Here is a 22,532-nt window from a genome sequence, read left to right on the forward strand (position 1 = left end):
GCCGCCACCTGTTCAGCTGCAGCCGAAGCGCCAGCCAAGTAGCTCGGACTCTGTAGGGCGGATCAATCGACCCGCCTTACCATTGGGCTTTCTTCGTAGTAGTGTTTGTCCGAAATAGGCACGAACCGGCCTTAGAGCGCCGCCTCTAATCACCCGAAAGCAGTCATTCACTCCAGCCCCCTAAGCGATGACTGCTGTCCGCTGCATTGCGGACATGTTTGGCGCGCAGTAGCAATGTCCGGTTTGGCCGAATTGCAGACAAATAGCAGCTGATCAGTAATCAGTAGCCTGCGCACGAGTGAACAGCGAGGTGATCACGAGTCATCAGAACGGGTGGTCATATCCAGCAGAATCTGCATCTAGTAAGCAGGCCCAAGCCTGCGTCCAAAAATCGATGGCTTTTTGGACATTCCCGCATTCATCCTGCTCTCGCCTTCCTATACCCCTTTAGATGTTCAGTTTCTCGTTAAACAATCATCATCCAGAAAGGGGTCGTTATGGCGATTATTGGATACATGCGAGTAAGCACTCAGGAGCAGACTCTCGACTTACAGCGAGATGCTCTACAAGAAGCCGGAGCCGTTAGCATCTACGAAGACAAAGCGAGCGGGAAAAATACAGACCGCCCAGAGCTGGAACATTGCCTCAAGGCGCTGCGCTCTGGCGACACACTAGTTGTTTGGCGAATGGACCGGCTCGGACGAAGTCTTGCCGACCTCATCCGTATCGTTAACGACCTTGAAACTCGCGGCGTGAAGTTCAAGTCGCTGAAAGAAACTATCGATACTTCAGGCCCAACAGGAAAACTAGTCTTTCACATGTTCGCGGCATTGGCCGAGTTCGAACGGGAACTCGTGAAGGAACGGACCCTGGCAGGCCTAGCCGCAGCCAGAGTCCGAGGGCAAAAAGGAGGACGCCCGCAACGCCTGACCGATAAGCAGAGAAACGCTGCAATAGCGATGATGACGCACCGAGAACTCTCCGTCGCCGATATTGCACAACAGTTTGGAGTATCACGTTCAACGATGTACTCCATGTATACAGACCATCAGAAAGAACAAACTCGATAGAAAATTCCGTGGGCTGCGGAATGCCACTTGGTTCGACACATCGCCAACAACAGTGATGCATTCTGCGGCTCACATTCTTTCAAGTTCGCGAAAAAGTAATGTGTGGCAATACAGTGGTAGGTTTTTTTAAGCCAAAAAACTGGTGGTAAAACGATGGCAATTTTTTGATTTTGCCACTCAATTTAAACGAGACATAAAAATACAACACAAACACAATCCATTGATTTATAATGAATTTACCCTCAACTCGGGGTATGGTACAAATAAACAATGCGCGTTCGGGACGTAGAGGCCGGAGGTTCGAATCCTCTCACCCCGACCAGGTTTCAAAAGCCGGATCAGCCAATGGTTGATCCGGCTTTTTCGTTTACGCGCAGCAAGGAGCGGTGGCGGGCGGGGAAACGGCCTCAGCTGAGGGGTTCTGGGGCAGCCGCTTCGGTTTGCCGAGCGAGGGCTAGCCGGATCAGGCGCTGGTTGGCCGATCCGCGCCAGGGCTCGCTGGTGAGCTTGTCCTGCTCGAAGCGACCGTCGATGACGACATCGACGAAGCGCAGGATCTCGAGATCGGCGACTTCCTCGAACAGGTAGCCGGTCCACAGCCAGATGTCCTTGTCCGGGTAGCGGCGTTTGAACTCGCGGCACAGATCGAGGATCGCGGGTCGGTTGGCCGGGAAGAGCGGATCTCCACCCGACAGGCTCAGGCCGTCGTGTGTTGCGCAAGCGGCCAGCAGCGCATCCCGGACTTCATCCGTGAAGGGCTTGCCGGCCTTGCGGTCCCAGGTCGAGCGGTTATAACAGCCCTTGCAGGCGTGAAGGCAGCCGGTCACGAAGAGCGTGACGCGTATGCCTTCACCGTTGACGAGATCGCAGGTGTAGTAGCGATCGTAGTTCATCAGTGTGCGTCGCCGACGTGCTTGACGCGGCGGATCATCTCTTTCTGTTTGCCGGGGTTGAACGGGCGCGAGTTCGGGCTGCCCAGATAGCCGCAGACGCGCCGGGTTACCGAAAGCGAGCTGCTGTCAGTGTTGCCGCAATCCGGGCAGGTGAAGCCGTTCTCGGTCGTCAGGGTCTCGCCCATGAAGCCACACTTGCCGCACGAGTCGACCGGCGTGTTGGTGCCGAAGTAGGGCACATGCTCGACCGCGTAGTCCCAGATTTTTTCGAGCGCCTTGATGTTGTGGCGCATGTTCGGCAATTCCACATAGCTGATGTGGCCGCCGCTGGCGTGCTTGGCGAAGCCGGTCTCGAAGTCAATCTTCTCGAAGGGGTTGACCTTGCGGAACACGTCGAGGTGGAAGGAGTTCGTGTAATAGCCCTTGTCGGTGACCTCGGCGATGACGCCGAAACGCTCCTTGTCCAGCTTGCAGAAGCGGTTGCACAGCGATTCGCTCGGCGTCGAGTACAGCGAAAAAGCGAAACCGGTCTCGCGCGTCCAGCGCTTCGTTGCGGCGCTCATCCTCTCGACGATGCCGTGCAGGAAGCTCTGGCATTCGGCGCTGTCGAAGGGGTGTTGGCCGAACATCAGAGTGCCGACCTCGTGCAGGCCGATATAGCCCAGCGAAATCGAGGCCCGGCCATTTTTGAACAAGGCCATGATGTCCTGCTGCGGGTCGAGCCGGATGCCGAAAGCGCCTTCCGAATAGAGGATGGGGGCGACATTGGCCTTGACGCCTTCCAGGCGATGGACGCGGCACATCAGCGCGCGGAAACACAGTTCCAGTCGCGCCTCGAAGATCTCGTCGAAGCGCGCCTGATCGCCCTTGGCTTCGATTGCGATGCGCGGCAGGTTGAGGCTGACGACGCCGAGGTTGTTGCGGCCGTCGAGTACTTCCTTGCCCGACTCGTCGCGCCAAACCGACAGGAAGCTGCGGCAGCCCATCGGCGAGACCGGAATGCTGGAGCCGGTGATCTGACGGTTCAGCTTCGTCGAGATGATGTCCGGGTACATCCGCTTGGACGTGCACTCGAGCGCCAGCTGCTTGATGTCATAGTTCGGGTCCTCGGGCCTCAGGTTGATCCCTTCTTCCATGAACATCACCAGCTTCGGGAAGACCGGCGTCACTCCGTCGCGCCCCAGACCCTTGATCCGGATCTGCAGGATCGAGCGCTGGATCGCGCGTTCCTGCCAGCTGGTGCCCATGCCGAACGAGAAGGTCACGAAGGGCTGCTGGCCGTTGGAGCTGAACAGCGTGTTGATCTCGTACTCGCAGGCCTGCATCCCGTCATAGGTCTCCTTCTCGGTCCGCTCCCGCGCATAGTCTTCAGGCGTCGCGATGCCGTACTGGCGCGCGACCTCGAGATTCTTCTCGTAGGTCTTCTGGACGTAGGGGGCGAGGGTCTGATCGATGTTGGGGATCGTCGTGCCGCCGTACTGGTGGCTGGCGACCTGAGCGATGATCTGGGAGGTGACCGCGCAGGCCACGCCTATCGAGCGCGGGCTCTCGATCTTCGCGTTGCCCAGGCGAAATCCCTTGTCGAGCATGCCTTTCAGGTCGACGAGGCAGCAGTTCGTGAAGGGCAGGAAGGGCGAGTAGTCGAGGTCGTGAAAGTGGATCTCGCCCTCGCGGTGCGCTTCCTGGATGTCCTTGGGCAGGAAGTTGCTTGCGAACTGCTTGGAGACGATGCCGGCCATCAGGTCGCGCATGACCGGGAAGACGTTCGCGTCCTTGTTCGCGTTCTCGGTCGTCGCTTCGATGTCGGTCTTGTGGACGAGGCCCATCAGCTTGGCGTGCAGCTCCGAGCCTTGCGAGCGGGTCGTGTCGCGGTCGTGGCGGTACTGGATATAGACCCGCGCGACTTCGGGGCAGTCCTTCATCAGCGCGTTCTCGACCATTTCCTGGATGGCCGGGATGTCGAGCGTGCGGGCGCTGCTGGCCTGGCACTGTTCTTCGACCTGGGTTGCGATGCTGAGTGCGAGTCGGCCCGGGGAGGGATGATTCGCGGCGCGCGCCGCGCGCTCGCAGGCGGCGGCAATCTTTGCGACGTTGTATTCGACGATGGCGCCGTCGCGTTTGGTCACTTTCAGCATCCGGTACTCCTGTGTCTCTGGTTTGCGGGTCATCATCAGACACATGTCCTCCGGTCCGGGGGGATCCGGGGCGCTGGAATATCCGACTGCTCGCCTGGCTTTTTGGGGGGCGGACTATAGCCCTTTTGCCCCCCTTTCGACAACTCTTGACATCCTGTCCGTAGTGGGGTCTTCGTGCGAAAAAACTAGATGTTGTGGTTGTGCGCGAAGGCGCCGAATCCGGGCGCCCGTCCGAACACGGCCAGTCACAGCGCCGTGATCGCGTCCCGCTCAGCGCGCAGCGCCTGGCCGGGAAGGCAGGATGGCTGGCCCGCCCAGAGGGAAGTTGGTGCTCGCGCAATATCCCTTCTCGAGGCTCGTTCCCCACGCGTCCGGCGTCGATGCGCTGCAGGCGGACGGCGCCCCCTGCTCACCGCAGGGGGCGGGAACTGGGGCCGAGTCAGCGTAATGGGTGGCGATTCTGTGGAATTCATCCTGAATTTCCAGAAAGGCATCAACCACATCCGGATCGAAATGCACTCCCCGTTCGGATTCAATGATCGATACAGCCTTCTCGTGGGGGAGGGGGGGCTTATAGATTCTTCGACTGATCAGTGCGTCGTAAACGTCGGCGAGGGCCATCAGGCGTGCGCTGATCGGTATGTCTTCGCCCGAGAGCCCCGATGGGTAGCCAGAGCCGTCCCACTTCTCCTGGTGGGAGAGCGCAATCTGTTTGGCTATGCTGAGAAAAGGAACTTCCATCCCCAGGGCCTTCTCCGCATGGCTGATTGCTTGAAAGCCCAGAGTGGTATGGGTTTTCATGATTTCAAATTCATGGGGCTCCAGGGGGCCTGGTTTCAACAGGATGCAGTCGGGGATTCCTACTTTGCCAATGTCATGAAGCGGGGCTGATTTGAACAACAGAAGGATATTCTGTTTGGTAAGAAACGTGAAGAAGCGCGGGTGATTGCGCAAATTCTCGGCAAGAGCCTTGACATAGTTCTGCGTTCGGCGAATATGGTTTCCGGTTTCCGAATCCCGTGTCTCGGCAAGAGAAGCCATAGTCATGATCGTGACATCCTGGATCGCCGATATTTCGCGTGTTCGGGCGTTTACTTCTCTCTCCAGAAAGTCATTCTGATTCCGTAAAAAGTCGGCAGAGGCCTTGAGGGAGAGGTGGGTTTTTACCCGCGCAAGAGTGATGGATGGACTGATCGGCTTGGTCACATAATCCACGGCTCCGAGTTTCAGTCCTTCCGCCTCATCCTTTTCATCGGATTTTGCGGTAAGGAAAATGACAGGGATGTCGCGGGTCGAGGGGCTGAACTTCAGCTGACGACAGACCTCGAATCCGTCCATCCCGGGCATCATTATGTCGAGGAGGATTAGGTCCGGGGGGGCATCAGAGGAGGCAATCTTGAGGGCTCGCTCGCCGCTGTTGGCAATCTTCACCTTGTGCTCGCTCTTCAATAAATCACTCATCAGTGCAAGATTGTCCGGGCTGTCATCGACGATCAGAATCGTCGCTCTGGGATAGTAGGGGGTGTTATTCATGGAATTATCTCCGTGAAACAGCGTCTCTGATGTTCTGGATTTCGGTCAGGGCGGATTCGAAGTCGAATGAAGAGATTGAGTCCTTGATAATCTTGAAGTGAGACGGGAATGCAACCTTGAACAGGGCTTCATGGAGTTCAAAGAAATTACAGGATTCGGAGTCGCTGTCGTTTAGCAGCTCTACGAGCTGATCCGTTCTTTTTTGAATCATTTCTGCATCGTGGGCGTCAGCTCGTACGCCCTCCTCAGCGGGCGGTTTGATATGCCCGTCCAGGGAGTCCAGTCCGCGGATCACGAAGTCAAGCTGCTGTTGCGTCTTGCTCAGCAGCACATCAAGATCGTGTCCATTAAGACCGTCTCGGCAAGCTTTCTCCAGTTCTGCCGCCGCGGCTTCGACCTTCTTGGCCCCTATCGTTCCCGCCGTTCCCTTCAGCGTATGTGCCGCACGAGTTGCCGCTGACGGGTCTGTGCTTTGACGGGCAGCAGAGAACAGCCCCGCGAAATCGCGCTGGCTGTCGCGAAACCTGGACAGGAGCCGAATGTAAAGCTCTGTCTTTCCGGAGGTGGTGGCGAGTCCTAGCCTGGTATCGATTCCGGGTGCCGAGAAAGGAAGAGAGGTGATCTGCTCCTGGTTTGCCGATGAGGTGGATTCTGTGCGCCGGGGATTTGTCCATCTGTTGAGTGTTTCAAACATCTCTCTGATGTTGAGCGGCTTGGCGATGTGGTCGACCATTCCTGCAGAAAACGCGTCCTGGCGATCGTTAGCCATTGCGTTGGCGCTCATCGCGATCACGGGAATTGCGCTGAGGCTGGGCCTCTTCCGTATTTCCCGGGTTGCCGTGTAACCATCCATGACGGGCATCTGGCAATCCATCAAGATGACGTCAAACTTCGAATTACATTCCAGGATGTTCAGGGCCTCCTGCCCATTGTTGGCAATGACCACGGCCATCCCTTCCGCTTGCAGAAGCTCCTGGGCGAGTTCCTGGTTCATCTGATTGTCTTCCACCAAGAGAACGCGCTTGCCGGATAGGAGCGTGGATGCCGTGTTGCTGACCTCTGACTGGCCGCAGGTCGGGCTTGAAGAGTCCGGCCCTTTGTTGAGGGCTATCCCTATTGCCTCAATGAGGCTGGACGGGGTTGCGGGTTTGGTGATGACCGACTTGATGCACACTCCCCGTTGTGACGCAGAAGAGAAGACATCCTCCCGGCTGGAGGAAGTGATCATGATCGTCGCTGGCCGTTGCTCTAAGTGGAGCTTGTCAAGCCTCTGCAATGTTTCCAGACCATCCATTTCGGGCATCTTCCAGTCCAGGAAGAGCAGGTCATATCGCGCGCCTGAGCGATCCGCGTCCTCTATCTTCTGAATGGCCTGACGGCCATCACTGGCGGAGTCCGGTTTCAAGCCAAGACCGTGCAAGAGCGTGGACAGAATCTCTCGCGCCGATGCATTGTCGTCGACAACCAGCGCTCGAAAACTGGTGCAACCCTCAAGGCTCGGGGGCGGATTCGGCGCTGCGTGTGGCTGAATTCCGAAGCGGGCAGTGAAATGAAAGGTTGCCCCCTTTTCGTACTCGCTTTCAACCCACATCCTGCCATGCATCTGTTCGACAAGACTTTTGGAGATGGCGAGACCCAGTCCCGTTCCGCCATATTTGCGGGTTATGGATGAGTCAGCCTGGCTGAAACTGTTGAACAGACTCTGCTTCTGCTCTGCCGTCAGACCTATGCCCGAATCCTTGACCCAGAAGTGAAGTTCAATGTGCTGGGCGTCGCGAGAGATGGTCTCAAGGCCGACAATGATCTCGCCCGACTCGGTGAATTTGACTGCGTTGTTGCCGAGATTGATCAGTATCTGGCCAAGACGCAGCGGATCTCCGATTAGCGCTGGGGGAAGGTCGGCTGGAATTCTGAAAAGGAATTCCAGTCCCTTGTCCTCGGACTTGATGCCAAGGAGAGTTGCCAGGTTGTCCATGACGCTATCCAGGGAAAACTCGGTGCTCTCCAGTGACATTTTGCCTGCTTCGATCTTCGAGAAATCGAGAATGTCATTGACTATGCTGAGAAGGTTTTCGCCTGCGTGGTGAGTTTTTTCAACGTAGTTGCGCTGTTTTTTGTTGAGAGGGGTTTGCAGGGCAAGATGTGACATGCCAATTATTGCGTTGAGCGGTGTTCTGATCTCGTGGCTCATGTTGGCGAGGAATGCGCTCTTTGCTCTTGTTGCTGAGTCGGCCTTCCTTTTGGCTTCGTCGAGATCCTCAAGGATGTTCAGCATCGCCTTGCGCGACCGGTGCATTTCCGCCACCTGTTCCTTGAGCTCTTCTGTTAGCCGCCTTCGTTCCGTAATGTCTTCCTTTATGGCTACGAAGTGAGTGATCTCTCCTGTCGTGTTGTAGATTGGGGATATGTTTGTTGATTCCCAGAACTCTTTTCCGCTTTTTTGGTGGTTGCATATTTCTCCGTGCCAGGATTGGCCGGATATAATTGTCTGCCAGAGGTCTTTGTAGAATTCGGTTCCATGAGCGCCCGACTTGAGGAAGCGCGGGTTTCTTCCCATGACTTCATCCGGGGTAAAGCCGGTGCTCTCGGTGAAGCGAGGGTTTACATATTCGATGTTTCCGCTGGAGTCGGTGATTACGATCGAGACGGGGCTGTGTGTTATCGCGCGATTGAGTTTGTTGAGCTCCAGAGACTGCTTTTCAAGGTCTCTATTCTTCTTTGTTAGAATGGTGATCAACTCGTCGCGCGACATCCTGCCGAGGAGTTCCTTTTGCTGGGCAATAAGCGCATGGTTGGGTTGTGTTGAAAGGGGGAGGTGCTTTAGCGCGCTGAGCTGTGTGATTCCCCCCTCTTGCTCCTCGGTGTTGATTTTGTCAAAGAAGAGGGATAATCCATTTACTCTGGCAATGTTGTTCGGGCCTGTGAAGTTCAGGAGTAGAGAATTTCGTGCGTCGGGCAAGAGGCAAATGTCGACTTCCAGTCCTTGGCCGTTGAGTGAGCCAATCCGGCCGATCTCGGAAACAATCGCTTCGAGTCGAGTGGACTGAATTTCGTCGAAGCCGAAGTTCGTGGCGAGCCAGCGAATTCTCTTCCTCAATTCGATGACCATGTCGGGGGTGTGGGTCGAGAGGTGGCCAAGGTTTATCATGATGGTAAATACTTGAGGATGATGCAGGAGGCGTCGTCATTCTGTTTGCTGAATCTCTTCAGTATCCCTGTGGATATGCTCTCGGCTGATCCGGGCAGGATGTCAGAGCAGTCGATTGCGCTGAAGTGGCTTCTTATCCCATCCGAGTGAATGACCAAGATGTCGCCTGGGAAAAGGTGTGTCTCTCTTTCGGTTGGTGTCGGGGCGATGTATCCAAGAATTCCGTCCTTGAATACAAAAGTTTCCGGGTTTGTTCCGAATGTTTTGACTGTGATGTTCCCGATTCCGACGGTAAGCATTTCTCCTGTTGCGATGTCGATGCGGCAAAAAGCTGCGACAGCCCCGCGATCGCTTTCCAGATATTTGTGCAGACGCTGCATCAGAGGAACCAGATCTTCCCGAAAATTGATCTCAAGGAAATTCTTGGCGCGTTCGGCTGCGGCGAAGGCCTCCTGCCCGTGTCCCAGGGTGTCGATCAGCCCGAGAAAGCACATTCCCTCCTCCTGTCGGATCAGGCCGGTATCCCCTCCTCCGCTGTCAGGCCACGGGTAGGGTCTCGTCACCATGTGGGCATCAATGATGGTCAAGATTCCTCCACTTGCGCGCCAGAACCCGTGTCCCTCGGTCTGGCGCCGAGTTGATTTCGAAGTCATCCATCATTCTTCGAACACTGGGTAGCCCCAGCCCCAGGCTCCCCGGAGTTGTCGTGAAATGGTCCTGCATCGCCATTTCTATGTCCTTGATCCCGCAACCATTGTCGATGGCGCAGATCTCGATCCCGATGCGCTCACTCTCCCGGAGAACTCGGAGCGTCAATTCTCCGTGCCCTGCATAGCGGAGAATGTTTGTGGCCAGTTCCGCTGTGGCGGTTGCGATCAGCATCCGAACTGCTGAGCTGAATCCGGTCACCGAAGACAGTTCGCTGGCCTCGGCTGCCGCCAGGTCCTTGTGCCATGACTCGGAAATCGCGAGGTGTAGCTCACTCGGAGTCGGGCAGGTATTCGCATCCATGTTCGACGGTGTCCGCTGCATGTGCATCAAGTTGTGATGGCGAGGCTTCCTCGTTTGCCTTTACCCTCTGTCGCTCGCCTTCTGAAGAGGCGACCAGGTATGCCACACCTTCCTCGACTGTCCGGAACGTCTTGATGTTCTGTGCTTCGATGCCAAGGTCGATCAGCGCGGACACCACTCCCGGACGAAATCCGACAAAGGCTGTTTGTACACCCATGAGCTGTGCAACCTTTGCCGTATCGGTCAGGTGATTCATGATATGTGTGTCCAGTACGCGAACAGAGCTCAGATCGAAAACCGTTCCGCGAATGAGGCTTACTGCGATTCGGTCAATGACGGTCTGGCGGACTCTGTCCAGCAGGTCGTCGTAGAGGTCGGCCTGCAGTGTTACCACGAGACAGTTCTGGGTCATGCCCGTGGCCGCAGGCGAACCTGTCGTGAGAATCTGTTTCATCTTGACTCAGCGTTGGGTCTTGGTGAAACGAACTTCGCAATTCATCATGTCGAAGGCCAGGGTCAGGGCATCGCGCAGCGTTGCCTTGGTTTCAACTCCCATGTCAATTCCCAGGCTGACGATGGTTTGAGCGACTGCGGGTGACATTCCTGAAATGATGGCCTGGCATCCCATGAGTCGTGTGGCCTTGACGATCTTGATCATGTGATTTGCGACCGAGGTGTCCACGGCAGGAACTCCCTGGATGTCGAGAATCATGACCTTGCATGCGGTGTCAGAAATTTTATTGAGCGTTACTTCCATCATCTGCTGTGCCCGCATCGAGTCGACCACGCCAACAACGGGAAGGACGACCACGCCATCCCATAGGCTGAGCGCCGGGGTTGATATCTCCCGGATCGTACGGGCCTGCTCGCGCAGGGCTTCCTCGTTGCGGATTCTTTCCGAAATGTCTATTGCGTATTCGAGGCCGCCGACTACATCGCCTTGTCGGTTCGTTAGCGGTGCGGTGAAGTATTCGAAGGGGATCTCCCTTCCGTTGATCGAGGACGTGGTTCGCGCAGCGCAGGCTTTTCGCATGGAAATGGACTTGCGCATGCTGCATTCCGCGGTATTGCAGTGCGTAGAATGGAACAGAGATGAGCAGGGTTTTCCGTAGATTTCCTCCCAGGGCTTCCCTAATAGCGTGCGTCCCGCAGCATTCAGAAATGTGACTTTCATGTCCAGGTTGACGGCCATGACTGGTGTCGGCAGCTGGTCGAGAACCTGGGTGGATAGGTCAAATTCAGAGCCGGGATTGGGCTTTACATCCATGTTCATTCTCCGGAGTAAGTTGTTGTGGCGGCTGTGCTGGCGAAATTGGAGAGGGGACTTTTGATAGCCTTCTATTTTTGAGTCAAGCCTCTTCGATAAGCAGGTTGAAGGTATGCTCCATTTTTCGCGCCGCCCTCTTCGATATGAGCTATTCGCGTGCTGCGGTACTTTCGTTTTCGTCCTGCTTGCTCGAGCAGTTCGTTGATCTCCTCCTTGAGCTGAATCATCCTTTCTTCGCGGTCAATGCTCAAAAGATTGAATCGCTCCAGTTCCCGGATCTGGTCCTGCAGACAGTCTTCGGCGCGTTTGCGATCCGTGATGTCGGTTAGCCAACCCAGCTCCCCTTCGCTTCCGTCGAGGTTGAAATGCAGGAAGGTGCCCAGCATGCTGCGTACCCGGGAATGGCTGTCTTTTAGCTGGAGCTCGATGTTTCTGGCCATGCCTTCGCGCTGCAGCCGGGCGAGCCACTCACTCCTGGCTTCCTTGCGCACATAGAGATCCTGGACGTCGTCACCGGGTTTGGTTCCGAAGGTCTCCTGAAAGGCCGGATTGCAGAACCGGATCTTTCTTGCCACCACGAATGCAATGCAGGTGGGGCTTGAGTCGAGGATGCGCTGAAGGCGCATGCGCTCATCGGCTGCCGCCTGCTCTGCTTTTCTGTGCTCGGTGATGTCATCAAGGAGCCAGACCGAGCCGCGCTGAGGGTCAAGCGGGGCGACCGCACTGCCGTTCAGCTTGCACCAGAAAAGGGATCCGTTCTTGCGGAGAAGCTGTATCTCTTCGCTAAACGAGTCGCCCTGGGCCAGTTTCCTGTCGATGCTCTCGCTGACCGATGTATAGAGCTTTTCATCAGGGAAGCTTGTCCGTGTCGGAGTCCCTAACAGTTCATCTCTCGAACATCCGAATAACCTTTCCAAAGCCCGGTTGCAGCGGATCACCTTTCTGTCCTTGACGAAAGCGATGCCCGTTGTCGCAGTCTCAAGAATGGCTATTTGTTCTTCGTTGGTCTGTCGCAGTTCCGTCTCGACCCTTTTGCGCAGGCTGATGTCACGTATCGAAGCATAGAAACAGGCCCCTCTTCCCCCTCTGGCGGGAAGCGTGGCAAGGCCTATCTCGGCGGGAAATTCGGAACCGTCCGAGCGCTGTCCTCTTTGCTCGCCGATCCTTCTCTCTGTACGGTTGGGACTCCGGGCGCGAATGAATTCGTTGCGAAGGGCCTGGTGGCGTTCGCGATAGTCTGTCGGGACGAGAAGCTCTATTGGCTTTCCGATCAGGGATCCCGGGGGGTAGGCGAATAGTTCGTCTGTTGCCGGGTTGGCCATGATGATGGTTCCGTTTTCGTCCGCGATAAGAATGCCGTCGGGAGAGAAATTGACTATTCCCTGGTACCAGGATTCAGTGTTTCTTGTTCTTTGCTGTTCTGTCCTCAATTGCTCGGATAAGGTTTTTATTTCCTGGTTTTTTCTTTGCTCACTTATCCGGAGAAGACTGACGGCGTTTCTGTATTTGCAGAGTTCAATGCAGCTTGCCAGAACGGGGAGGGTGTTCTCGATTGCCCATTGGGCGCGGCTTTCGAGGACGCAGAAGCTATCCAGGCGCAGAGTGGCGATTCGATGCCTGCCGAAGAAGACAGGAAGTACATGTTTGAAGAGTTTGGCGCTTTCCGTTCCTTGCGCGTTTGACTCTCTGGGTCGGTCTGCCAAGCGGATCGCAAGCGAACTCTCTGCCTCTGTTGCCGTGCCAGGAAAGTGGTGTGCGTCCTTCGCAAGAACCTTGCTCTGGTTTAGGCAGAGTTCAGCTCTTTCGAATTCGATCCGCTGCGCGAGCAGGTCCAGAAAGACGTTTGCCAGATCGGTCAGGTTCTCCGCGGTCAGCAAGTCTTGCAATCGTGTTGCTGCGTGATCCCTTTCCCCTTCTGGCCCTGGGGACTGCTGTGCGGCGTCAGGGGGCGGAAGAGCCTTTTCGCTGGCACGCTCGTGCCCATTCCCCTCTCTGCTGTGCAGGGTTGCCGCAGCTGGCAGCAGATGCGAGCACCGGTTTGAGCGCCAGAACCATTCCGTGATAGCGCCGGCAAGGCCGAAGCATGAGCTGATAAAAATAATCAGGGTGTTGAATGGTTGCATGCTGGCTGCTCCGCATTGTCATTTCGGAAAGAAATGCAGGAATCGTCTCTGTGGGGGACGACGAAGCAGGGGGACTTGTCGGTCAGACGACTGTTCTGACGGGGCTGTGGCCCCGGGGGCTCTGCGGCAGGCGCAAGGGAGGAGCTTTGGACCTGTACTGGGGCAGACGGATCAGTGCGGAAAGAGAGGTGCTTCTCATGAACGCAACTCCGGGCTGGACGAGGTTGGTTTTGTGATGCTGATGCTACTTGCTTCGGTGATCAGGAGAAGGGGGGGGGGGGATTCTTGGCGAGAGTTGCTGTGGAGGATTCCCTCGTTCGGCAAAGAATTCCCGTTCTCTTCTGGTGTGGGTTCAGGCCGCCCGTCCGAACACGGTCCGCCACAGCGCCGTGATCGCGTCCCGCTCAGCGCGCAGCGCCTCGCCGGGAAGGCGGGAGTGTTGGCTGTTAAGCCTCAACCTGTGCTGGGTGCGGCGCAGAGTCCGGTAGGCGTCGGCCGCGGCCTTCGCGATCTGCGGAGAGACCAGGCCCAGCTCGCCGGCGATCCGCGACAGCGCGATGTTGCCGAGGTTGCCGAACAGCTCGGGGTGGCGCGAGGCGTGGCCGAGCACCAGATACTGGATTGTGAACTCGAAGTCGATCAGACCGCCCACGTCATCCTTGACCGCGAAAGAGGCGTCGCGGCTGGCGTGCTGATCGAGCATCTTGCGGCGCATGACGAGGATCTCGTCGGCGAGCGTCGCGAGCTCGCGCGGCGCGCCGAGGATCTGCCGGCGCACATTCTCGAAAGCCTCGCCGATGCCGGTATCGCCAGCGACGAAGCGGGCCCGGCTGATCGCCTGGTGCTCCCATACCCAGGCTGATTCCTGCTGGTACTGTCGGAAGGCGGCGAGCGAGCTGACCAGAAGGCCCGACTCCCCGTTCGGGCGCAGCCGGGTGTCGGTGTCGAAAAGCATTCCGGCCGAAGTTCGGCTGGAGAGCCAGGTCAGCATGCGCTGGGCGAGGCGAACGTAGTGCTCTCCGGCATCCTGGTCCTCGTCGTCGTAGAGGAAGACGATGTCCAGATCCGACGAGTAGCCCATCTCCTTGCCGCCGAGCTTGCCGTAGCCGATCACCGCGAAGCGCGGCACTTCGCGGTGACGGTTGCGCAGCTTGCTCCAGCAGGTTGTCAGCGTCTGCTGCAGGATCACGTCGGCGAGCGCCGACAGGTGATCGCCGACCTCTTCGACTTCCCAGCGTCCGGCCAGATCCTGATGCAGGATCCGAAAGACCTGGGCGTGGTGCTGCTCGCGCATCAGGTCCATCTGCCGTTCGGTGTCCGGCTCTGCCTCGTTCATCAGCTCGGCGAGGCGGTTCGCGAAGGCCGGCCAGTCCGGCGTTTCGTCGAGCTGACGAGCGTCGAGAAGCTCGTCGAGCAGCAGTGGGTGAAGGCGCAGGTATTCGGCGGCCCAGCTCGATGCCGAGACGAGTTCGAGCAGGCGGCGCAAGGCCTGAGGGTATTGTTGGAGAAAAGCCAGATAGGCGGCGCGGCGGCTGATCGTCTCGATCAGCGCAAGCGCCCGGGCGAGCGTCTCGTCGGGGTTGCTCTGCACGGCGCAGCCTTCGATCAGCCTGGGCATCAGCGAGTCGAAGCGCGAGCGTATCGCCTCTCCGATCTGCCGGTAGCGTCCGCCTTCGCGCAACGCGGCGAGGCGTGCCGAGGCCTCGTCCGGGGCCTTGAAGCCGAGCCTGGCGAGCTTGTCCAGGCTCTCCGGCGTTGCGTCTGCCAGCCACAGCAGATCGAGTTCGTGGCCTCCCTTGTTCGGATCGCCGCAGGCGGCCTGGAAGCAGGTGCTGACTTCGGCGCGATAGAGTTCGAGTTGGGCTTGAAGCCGGGCGATGTCCGGATAGCCCATGGATTCCGCGATCCGTTGTCGGTCGGCTTCTTCCCTGGGCAACTCCTGGGTCTGCGCATCGTCGAGATACTGCAGGTGGTGCTCCAGTCGGCGCAGCCAGACGTAGGCCGCGGAGAGGTTGGTGACGACGGCCCGGTCGAGCAGGCTGCGTTCGGCCAGCGCCGCAAGCACGTCCAGAGTTGGGCGGATCTGCAGGCCGGGGTCGCGGCCGCCGCGGATGATCTGGAAGACCTGGGCGATGAACTCGATCTCGCGGATTCCGCCAGGTCCCAGCTTGATGTTCTCGGCCATCTCGCGGCGCATGACCTGGGCGCGGATCTGCTCGTGCAGCGCGCGCAGCGCGTTGATGCCGCCGAAGTCGAGGTATTTGCGGAAGACGAAGGGGCGGACGATGGACGCGAGCTCGTCGTGGTGGCTCCCGGTCAGCGCTCTCGCCTTGATCCACGCGAAGCGCTCCCACTCGCGGCCCTGGGTGATGAAGTATGTCTCCAGCGCGTCGAAGCTGGAGACCAGCGGACCGGAGTCGCCGTTCGGGCGAAGACGCATGTCGACGCGGAAAACGAAGCCTTCACCGCTGACCTCGGCGAGCGCTGCGATCAGCTGCCGGCCGAGCCGGGTGAAGAACTCGTAGTGCGACAGAGGGCGCTCGCCCGTCGTTTCGCCGTCCTCCGGATAGACGAAGATCAGGTCGATGTCGGAGGAAACGTTCAGTTCGCGGCCGCCGAGCTTGCCCATCGCGACGACGATCATCTCGCAGGGCTCGCCATCCGAGCCCTGCGGGCATCCGTGGCGGGCAGCGAGTGCGGCGGTGAGAATGCGGAGGGCATGAGCGATGGCCTGCTCGGCGAGCAGGCTCATCGTTTCCGTCACTTCCGCGAGATCGGCGAGACCGAGCAGATCGCGGATCGCGATCTGGCAGATCACCCAGCTGCGCAATTGCCTGAGGCCCGATTTGAGGCTCGCCTCGTCGGTGGCTTCGTGCGCGAGGAAGCTGTCGATATCGGCGGCGGTCAAGCGGCGGGAGAGGGAGGCTTCGAGGCGCTCGGTGAGCCCCTTGCGGGCGAGCAGTTCGCGCTGAAGAAAGCGGCTGGCTACGAGCGCAGGTGCGATCCGCTCAGGAAAACCTGTTTCCATTTGTCCAACTCCTCGCTGTGCGACCGGGCGTGCGGCCGTGATCAGATACGATTGTGCCTTGCTGCCCGTCTTGTCGGGCACAACAGGCCCTACAATCTCGACCTCGGCGAAACGCATGCCGATTGTAGCCGCGAGGCGTGTCCTCCGAGTTTTTGCCCGTCAGACCCTTTTCCGATGCTGCTGCCGTCCTCCTTTCGCGCCCTGTATCTCCGTGTCGCTCCGGAAGGCCTTGCCACGCGCTGGGTGCGGATCGCTTTCGCAGCCGGGGTATCCCTGTATTTTGTGGCTGGCTTGGGCCTGCTGGCGCTGCGCTGGGTGGTCCTGCCCCAGCTCCCGCGCTGGCGGCCGGAAGTCGAACGCATCGCCAGCCGCGAGCTCGGTCAGCCGCTGAGCATCAACAGGCTCGATGCCGACTGGGATGGGTTGAGACCCCGGTTGAGGATTTCGGGCCTGGTGCTCAAGGACGGTGCCGGGCGCGCGGCGCTCAGGCTGGACCACGTCGATGCTTCGCTCGGTTGGTCTTCGCTGATCCTGGGGCGGCTGCGCCTGCACCGCCTGGTCATCGCGAAGCCCGATCTGGACATCCGCCGCGAGGCCGATGGCAGCCTGCACATCGCCGGGCTCACGGTCGGTACGAAGGGCGGGAGCAGTGATTTCGCGCAGACCCTTTTCGATCAGCGTACGCTGGTCGTCGACGAAGCGCGCGTGCGCTGGACCGACAAGCTGCGTGGCGCGCCGCCGCTGGTTTTTGAGCGCGTCGCCTTCCGGCTTGAGAACAGCGGATCCCGTCACCGCTTCGGCCTGCGCGCCGAGCCTCCGAAAGCGTTGGCATCTCCGCTGGATCTGCGCGGCGACTTCGAGCTGGCGCGTGGCGAAGCGTTCTTGCGGGCACATGGAAGCCTGTACGCCAGCATCGACTACGCTAACCTCGATCGTTGGCAGACCTGGCTCGCGATGCCCGTTTCTTTCCAGCGCGGCCTGGGGGGACTGCGCGTCTGGCTAGGTTTGGCGCGCGGAGGGGATGTCGAATCGGTCGCTGCCGATCTGGCCTTGCGCGATCTGGCCGTGCGTTTCTCGCCCGAACTCGCCCGTATCGATCTGGCCCGCCTGACCGGGCGCCTGCGTTTTGCCCGCTCGGGCAAGGGGTGGCAGCTCGATGGGCACGAGATCACGCTGGCTACCTCAGATGGCGCGGACATGACTTCAACCGACTTTCAGGTGCGCCACTCCCGTGTGCGCGGCCGCCGCGACCAGAACGAGTTTCTCGCCAGCAATCTCGATGTCGGCATGCTCGCCGGTCTTGCGACCCGTCTGCCTTTTCCTCCGGCCTGGCGCGAGCGTCTGATCGCTCTGGCGCCGCGTGGGCACTTCCCGCAGCTCGAACTCTCGTGGTCCGAGGGTGAGGGCAGTCCCGCGAGCTACCGGATCGACGCGCGGTTCGACTCTTTGGGAATGGCGGCGGTCGGAATCCTGCCCGGTGGGCGAGGCTGGTCAGGCCGCCTGGTTGGCGACGAGAAAGGGGGGCGCTATCAGCTCAATGTCGCCAAAGGCGTGCTGAGCCTGCCCGCCGTCTTCGACGAGGCCGATGTTCCGCTCGACGATGCGAGTTTCGCCGGCGATTGGATCGTCGAGAAAGGCGAAGTGGCGGTGCGCCTCGGTCGCGCGAGTTTCCGCAATCGCGACGCGCGCGGTGCGGCCCGCGGCGTCTATCGTAGCCGGCACGGCGGCGCGGGCGAACTCGATCTGGACGCACGCGTGGAAAGCGCCCAGGCCAGCTCGGCCTGGCGCTATGTGCCGCGCATCGTCTCCGGCGATGTTCCGCGCTGGCTCAAGGCCGCGCTGCAGAGTGGCCACGTCGAGGGGGCGCGGGTGCGCCTGGCCGGCAATCTGGACCGTTTCCCCTTCCGCGATGGACGCGGCGAATTCCGCGTTTCTGGCCGCTTCCACGACCTGCGCATGGCCTATGCGCCGGGGTGGCCGGCGCTCGAAGGTCTGGAAGGGAATCTGCTGTTCGATCGGGCGAAGATGGAGATCTCCGCCGAGCGCGGCAGCGTCATGGGTTCCCGCCTCGCCTCCGTCCATGCCGTGATCCCCGATCTCGAGCTGGGTCGCCTCTCGGTTGAAGGGAAGGCCCAGGGGACGACCGCGGGCTTCCTCCGCTTCGTCAATGCGAGCCCGGTCGCGAATTCGGTCGGCTATTTCACCCGCGGCGTCCAGGCCGGCGGTGACGGCGCTCTGGATCTGAAAATCGATGTCCCGCTCGCCAACGCGGAGAAGGCTAGCGCGCACGGCATCTTCCGATTCGAGCACAACCGGCTCTCCCTGCAGCCCCGCCTGCCCGAACTGACCGAAGCGACTGGTCGCTTCGAGTTCTCCGACAGCGCCTTCAACATTCCCGAGGCGACGGCCTTGTGGATGGGCGCTCCGCTCAGTGTGCGCGGACGGACCCGGGCCGACGGCGCCGTTGAAATCAATGCGCAGGGAAGCCTGCAGGCGCGCGCTCTGGCGAGCCTGCGTCCGTCGGCGCTCTGGGATCGCGTCTCGGGCAGCGCCCCGGCCACGGCCACGTTGCTGATCCGCGAACGCGACGTCGATCTGAAGCTGGAGAGCAGCTTGAAGGGCTTCGCCTCGTCTCTGCCCGAACCGCTGAACAAGTCGGGCGTCGATGTGAAACCTCTGCGCATCGGCATGCAGTGGCGCGGACAGGGCGCGCGCTCGACCGAAACTCTGGGCGCCGAGATCGCCGGCGCCGCGCATCTGCAACTGGTCAGGGATGGGGAGGGGCGCCTCGTGCGCGGAACCCTGGCTCTGGGCGAAGCCGAAGCTTCGCTGCCAAGCAAGGGGCTGAATGTGAAAGTCGTCGTGCCCCGGCTCGACGTCGATGCGTGGCGCCGCGCCGCCGGAGCGGGCGACGAGACCGGGCTCTTGCCGGACAGCGTCGATGTCAATGTCGGAGAGCTGCGCGTCGAAGGTCTGAAGCTCGAACGCCAGGGCCTCAGGGCCGACCGCGAAGGGCAGCGCTGGACGGTTCGTCTGGTCGGCGCTTCGGCGATGGGCGACCTGACCTGGGACGGTTCGGGCGCGCGTTTCCTGCGGGGACGCCTGACCCGGCTGTCGCTCAAACCCGCCCCGGCTGCGCGCTCAGGCAGTGCTGCCCAGGCATCGCGCCGGGAGGCTGAGTCCTGGCCCAGTGTCGATCTGGCCGTCGATTCCTTCGGGCTGAGCGAGTATGAACTGGGCGCGCTGCGCCTGAAAGGGCACCCGAAGGGGCGCGACTGGCTGCTCGACCAGCTGACTCTGTCGAGCCAGGACGGCCACATCGACGCGCACGGCGAATCGCTGGCGGGAGAAGGGGTGTCGCGGCTGCACTTCACGCTCGAAGCTCTCGATGCCGGCAGCCTGCTGGCCCGCCTGGGCTATCCGGGCGCTTTGCGGCGGGGCACCGCCCACGCCGAAGGCGATCTCGAATGGCGGGGAGGGCTGACCCATATCGACTATCCCAGTCTCTCCGGTGCTTTGGCCTTGCAGGCGGCGAGGGGGCAGTTCAGCAAGATCGATCCGGGGGTGGGACGTCTGCTTGGCGTGCTGAGCCTGCAGTCCCTGGCGCGGCGCGTCAAACTGGACTTCCGCGACGTGTTCTCGGAAGGTTTCGCTTTTGACAACATTGCGGCGACGATGAAGATCCGGCGCGGTGTGCTGCAGACCCAGGATCTCGCTTTGATCGGTCCGGCCGCCCGGGTGGCGATGCGCGGCTCGGCGGATTTGGCGGCGGAGACCCAGAACCTTGAGGTGACGGTCCAGCCGACCCTGTCCGAGACCGTTGCGGTGGGCGCAGCGCTGGGCTCGGCGGCGATCAACCCGCTGATCGGAATCGCGGCCTATGTCGCGCAGAAGATGCTGCGCGATCCGGTCGAAAAGCTCTTCTCCTATCAGTACCATGTGACCGGAAGTTGGTCCGACCCCCAGGTCCGCAAGCTTTCCAGCCCGGCCGCCTGGCCGGGCAAGACTCCGAAACTGCCATGACCCGGGTTGCCGCACTGCAGATGGTGTCCGGGGTCGATGTCGCGGCCAATCTGGCCGTCGCGCGCACGCTGATCGCCGAGGCGGTGGCGGCGGGCGCCGCGCTGATTGCGCTGCCCGAGTATTTCGCGCTTTTGAGTCCGGATCCGGCTGCGAAGCTCGCGCTCCGCGAAGCCTTTCCGGATCCGGGCGCCCGCCTTCAGGCTTTCCTGGCCGGCGAAGCCCGTCGCCACGGCGTCTGGATCGTCGGCGGCACGATCCCGCTCGCGAGCGCTGCCCCGGATCGGGTTCGCAACAGCACGCTGGTCTTCGCGCCTGACGGGCGCTGCGCGGCCCGCTACGACAAGCTGCACCTGTTCGGGTTTTCGTCCGGAGACGAGCATTACGACGAGGCGTGTACGATAGAGGCCGGAAGCGAAGTGGTCGCTTTCGATGGCCCCTGCGGCCGGATCGGGCTTGCGGTCTGCTATGACCTGCGCTTTCCCGAACTTTTCCGCGCGTTGGGCGACGTGAACCTGATCGTGCTGTCCGCCGCCTTCACCGAGACGACCGGCCGCGCCCACTGGGAAGTGCTGCTCAGGGCGAGGGCGATAGAGAATCAGTGCTATGTGCTGGCCTGCGCCCAGGGAGGCGAGCATCCCGGCGGACGGCGCACTTTTGGTCATTCGATGCTGATCGATCCCTGGGGACAGGTGCTGGCGCTCAAGGCCGCCGGTCCGGGGATCGTTATCGGTGGGATCGACCTTGAACGAATTGCTGCGGTGCGCGAGAGCCTTCCTGCGCTGCGCCACCGCCGACTGTGAATCGGAGCTTTATGTCGGACAACGAATCCGCGATGTTGATCGCCGAGCGCACGCTGCTCGTCCCCTACCTCCTCGACTCCGCTGCGCTCGAACGCGCTTTCGGTTCGCTCTTTGCGCACCATCTCGACTACGCGGATCTGTATTTCCAGTACCAGCGCGCCGAAGGGTGGAGCCTCGAGGAGGGAATCGTCAAATCGGGCAGTTTCAGCATCGAGCAGGGGGTTGGGGTACGGGCGGTCAGTGGCGAGAAGACCGCTTTTGCATATTCGGACGACATCAGCGCCGCGGCGCTCGACGCGGCGGCGAAAGCGACCCGTTCGATCGCGGCCGCGGGCGGTAGCCAGAGCGTCGCGATCCGTCGCGCCGCGGCGCCGAATCCGCTCTATCCGCGCGCCGATCCGCTTGCTTCGCTGCCCGACATCGAAAAGGTCAGGCTGCTCGAACGGCTGGAGAAGATCGCGCGCAGCCTCGACACGCGGGTGATCGAAGTGATGGCTTCGGTCGCCGGATCCTGGGAGGTCGTGCTGGTCGCCCGTTCGGACGGCCATATGGCGGCCGACGTCAGGCCTCTGACCCGGGTTTCGCTGTCGGTGATCATGGAAGAGAACGGCCGCCGCGAGCTGGGTTCGGCGGGCGGCGGCGGGCGTCACGACTATTCGGCCTTCACCGACGAGGTGTTGCGCGATTTCGCGTCTCGCGCGGTCCATCAGGCCCGCGTCAACCTCGCTGCGGAACCCGCTCCGGCCGGCGCGATGACCGTCGTGCTCGGCAATGGCTGGCCGGGTATCCTGCTCCATGAGGCGATCGGTCACGGCCTCGAAGGAGACTTCAACCGCAAGGGAAGTTCGGCCTTCGCCGGGCGGATCGGCGAGCGGGTTGCCGCCGCGGGTGTCACCGTCGTCGACGACGGGACTCTGCCGGGGCAGCGTGGTTCGCTGACGATGGACGACGAAGGCAATCCGGGTCAGCGCACGGTACTGATCGAGGACGGCATCCTGACCGGCTACATGCAGGACATCACGAACGCGCGGCTGATGGGCGTCGCCCCGACCGGCAATGGCCGGCGCGAAAGCTATGCCCACCTGCCTTTGCCGCGGATGACCAACACGCTGATGCTCGCCGGAGAGCACGAGCCGGACGAGATCATCGCCTCGGTCAAGAACGGGCTCTACGCGGCCAACTTCGGCGGCGGTCAGGTCGACATCACGTCGGGCAAGTTCGTGTTCTCGGCCGCCGAAGCCTATCTGATCGAGAACGGCCGGATCACCCGCCCGGTCAAGGGGGCGACCTTGATCGGTAACGGCCCCGACGTGTTGACGCGTGTCGCGATGATCGGCAATGACCTTGCGCTCGATCCGGGCGTCGGAACCTGCGGCAAGGAAGGGCAGAGCGTTCCGGTCGGAGTCGGCCAGCCGACTCTGCGGATAGACGGGCTGACCGTCGGCGGGACGGCCTGACAGCGGGGGGGGGCTTGTGAAAAAACGGAATAAGGAAATGCAGG

General features: G+C 60.5%; 14 protein-coding genes. 4 read left to right on the forward strand and 10 right to left on the reverse strand.

Features of this window, described 5'->3' with window-relative positions; all coding sequences use genetic code 11:
- Positions 1-497: 497 nt before the first annotated feature.
- Positions 498-1,070, forward strand: a complete 573-nt coding sequence (locus ACHFB9_RS03010; protein ID WP_417069498.1) for a recombinase family protein — start codon at positions 498-500, stop codon at positions 1,068-1,070.
- A gap of 407 nt (positions 1,071-1,477) precedes the next feature.
- Here the strand turns inward: ACHFB9_RS03010 and nrdG are convergent, their stop codons facing one another.
- The 10 genes from nrdG to glnE form a co-directional block, all read right to left on the reverse strand.
- The gene (gene nrdG / locus ACHFB9_RS03015; protein WP_417069499.1) at positions 1,478-1,963 is read right to left on the reverse strand and encodes an anaerobic ribonucleoside-triphosphate reductase activating protein; all 486 of its coding nucleotides are present in this window, start codon (positions 1,961-1,963) and stop codon (positions 1,478-1,480) included.
- The gene (gene nrdD, locus ACHFB9_RS03020) at positions 1,963-4,098 is read right to left on the reverse strand and encodes an anaerobic ribonucleoside-triphosphate reductase (protein WP_417069500.1); all 2,136 of its coding nucleotides are present in this window, start codon (positions 4,096-4,098) and stop codon (positions 1,963-1,965) included. The genes nrdG and nrdD overlap by 1 nt, the downstream gene beginning before the upstream one ends.
- 270 nt (positions 4,099-4,368) lie before the next feature.
- Positions 4,369-5,631: a response regulator gene (locus tag ACHFB9_RS03025; RefSeq protein WP_417069501.1), complete on the reverse strand. Its 1,263-nt coding sequence runs from the start codon at positions 5,629-5,631 to the stop codon at positions 4,369-4,371.
- Positions 5,632-5,635: 4 nt separating this feature from the next.
- Entirely contained in the window at positions 5,636-8,779 is a 3,144-nt protein-coding gene (locus ACHFB9_RS03030; RefSeq protein ID WP_417069502.1) for a response regulator, read from the reverse strand.
- Positions 8,776-9,366: a SpoIIE family protein phosphatase gene (locus tag ACHFB9_RS03035; protein WP_417069503.1), complete on the reverse strand. Its 591-nt coding sequence runs from the start codon at positions 9,364-9,366 to the stop codon at positions 8,776-8,778. Before ACHFB9_RS03035 ends, ACHFB9_RS03030 begins: the two co-directional genes overlap by 4 nt.
- Positions 9,353-9,790 (reverse strand): anti-sigma regulatory factor, encoded by a 438-nt coding sequence (locus ACHFB9_RS03040; RefSeq protein WP_417069504.1) that lies wholly within the window; start codon positions 9,788-9,790, stop codon positions 9,353-9,355. The genes ACHFB9_RS03035 and ACHFB9_RS03040 overlap by 14 nt, the downstream gene beginning before the upstream one ends.
- Positions 9,759-10,244 (reverse strand): STAS domain-containing protein, encoded by a 486-nt coding sequence (locus ACHFB9_RS03045; protein WP_417069505.1) that lies wholly within the window; start codon positions 10,242-10,244, stop codon positions 9,759-9,761. Before ACHFB9_RS03045 ends, ACHFB9_RS03040 begins: the two co-directional genes overlap by 32 nt.
- 6 nt (positions 10,245-10,250) lie before the next feature.
- Positions 10,251-11,057, reverse strand: coding sequence for a PAS domain-containing protein (locus tag ACHFB9_RS03050; RefSeq protein WP_417069506.1), 807 nt, complete (start codon positions 11,055-11,057; stop codon positions 10,251-10,253).
- 71 nt (positions 11,058-11,128) lie between these two features.
- Positions 11,129-13,180, reverse strand: a complete 2,052-nt coding sequence (locus ACHFB9_RS03055) for a PAS domain S-box protein (protein WP_417069507.1) — start codon at positions 13,178-13,180, stop codon at positions 11,129-11,131.
- A gap of 352 nt (positions 13,181-13,532) precedes the next feature.
- Positions 13,533-16,208, reverse strand: coding sequence for a bifunctional [glutamate--ammonia ligase]-adenylyl-L-tyrosine phosphorylase/[glutamate--ammonia-ligase] adenylyltransferase (glnE, locus tag ACHFB9_RS03060; RefSeq protein ID WP_417069508.1), 2,676 nt, complete (start codon positions 16,206-16,208; stop codon positions 13,533-13,535).
- 174 nt (positions 16,209-16,382) lie between these two features.
- On the opposite strand from glnE, the gene ACHFB9_RS03065 reads away from it, so the two are divergent.
- The 3 genes from ACHFB9_RS03065 to tldD are packed head-to-tail and all read left to right on the forward strand — an operon-like array spanning position 16,383 to position 22,488.
- Complete coding sequence (locus ACHFB9_RS03065) at positions 16,383-20,231, forward strand: YhdP family protein (RefSeq protein ID WP_417069509.1); 3,849 nt, start codon at positions 16,383-16,385, stop codon at positions 20,229-20,231.
- Positions 20,228-21,031, forward strand: coding sequence for a carbon-nitrogen hydrolase family protein (locus ACHFB9_RS03070; RefSeq protein ID WP_417069510.1), 804 nt, complete (start codon positions 20,228-20,230; stop codon positions 21,029-21,031). Before ACHFB9_RS03065 ends, ACHFB9_RS03070 begins: the two co-directional genes overlap by 4 nt.
- Before the next feature lie 11 nt (positions 21,032-21,042).
- Positions 21,043-22,488, forward strand: a complete 1,446-nt coding sequence (tldD, locus tag ACHFB9_RS03075) for a metalloprotease TldD (RefSeq protein ID WP_417069511.1) — start codon at positions 21,043-21,045, stop codon at positions 22,486-22,488.
- Positions 22,489-22,532 lie beyond the last annotated feature (44 nt).

Source organism: Niveibacterium terrae (assembly GCF_048213115.1).
GTDB lineage: Bacteria > Pseudomonadota > Gammaproteobacteria > Burkholderiales > Rhodocyclaceae > Niveibacterium > Niveibacterium terrae.

What these genes read in the sequence shown, in the direction of transcription:
- ACHFB9_RS03010 (WP_417069498.1), top strand. Translation starts at nt 498, where the DNA reads ATGGCGATTATTGGATACATGCGAGTAAGCACTCAGGAGCAGACTCTC.
- nrdD (WP_417069500.1), bottom strand. Translation starts at nt 4,098, where the DNA reads ATGCTGAAAGTGACCAAACGCGACGGCGCCATCGTCGAATACAACGTC.
- ACHFB9_RS03030 (WP_417069502.1), bottom strand. Translation starts at nt 8,779, where the DNA reads ATGATAAACCTTGGCCACCTCTCGACCCACACCCCCGACATGGTCATC.
- nrdG (WP_417069499.1), bottom strand. Translation starts at nt 1,963, where the DNA reads ATGAACTACGATCGCTACTACACCTGCGATCTCGTCAACGGTGAAGGC.
- ACHFB9_RS03050 (WP_417069506.1), bottom strand. Translation starts at nt 11,057, where the DNA reads ATGGATGTAAAGCCCAATCCCGGCTCTGAATTTGACCTATCCACCCAG.
- ACHFB9_RS03045 (WP_417069505.1), bottom strand. Translation starts at nt 10,244, where the DNA reads ATGAAACAGATTCTCACGACAGGTTCGCCTGCGGCCACGGGCATGACC.
- glnE (WP_417069508.1), bottom strand. Translation starts at nt 16,208, where the DNA reads ATGGAAACAGGTTTTCCTGAGCGGATCGCACCTGCGCTCGTAGCCAGC.
- tldD (WP_417069511.1), top strand. Translation starts at nt 21,043, where the DNA reads ATGTCGGACAACGAATCCGCGATGTTGATCGCCGAGCGCACGCTGCTC.
- ACHFB9_RS03040 (WP_417069504.1), bottom strand. Translation starts at nt 9,790, where the DNA reads ATGGATGCGAATACCTGCCCGACTCCGAGTGAGCTACACCTCGCGATT.
- ACHFB9_RS03055 (WP_417069507.1), bottom strand. Translation starts at nt 13,180, where the DNA reads ATGCAACCATTCAACACCCTGATTATTTTTATCAGCTCATGCTTCGGC.
- ACHFB9_RS03065 (WP_417069509.1), top strand. Translation starts at nt 16,383, where the DNA reads ATGCTGCTGCCGTCCTCCTTTCGCGCCCTGTATCTCCGTGTCGCTCCG.
- ACHFB9_RS03025 (WP_417069501.1), bottom strand. Translation starts at nt 5,631, where the DNA reads ATGAATAACACCCCCTACTATCCCAGAGCGACGATTCTGATCGTCGAT.
- ACHFB9_RS03070 (WP_417069510.1), top strand. Translation starts at nt 20,228, where the DNA reads ATGACCCGGGTTGCCGCACTGCAGATGGTGTCCGGGGTCGATGTCGCG.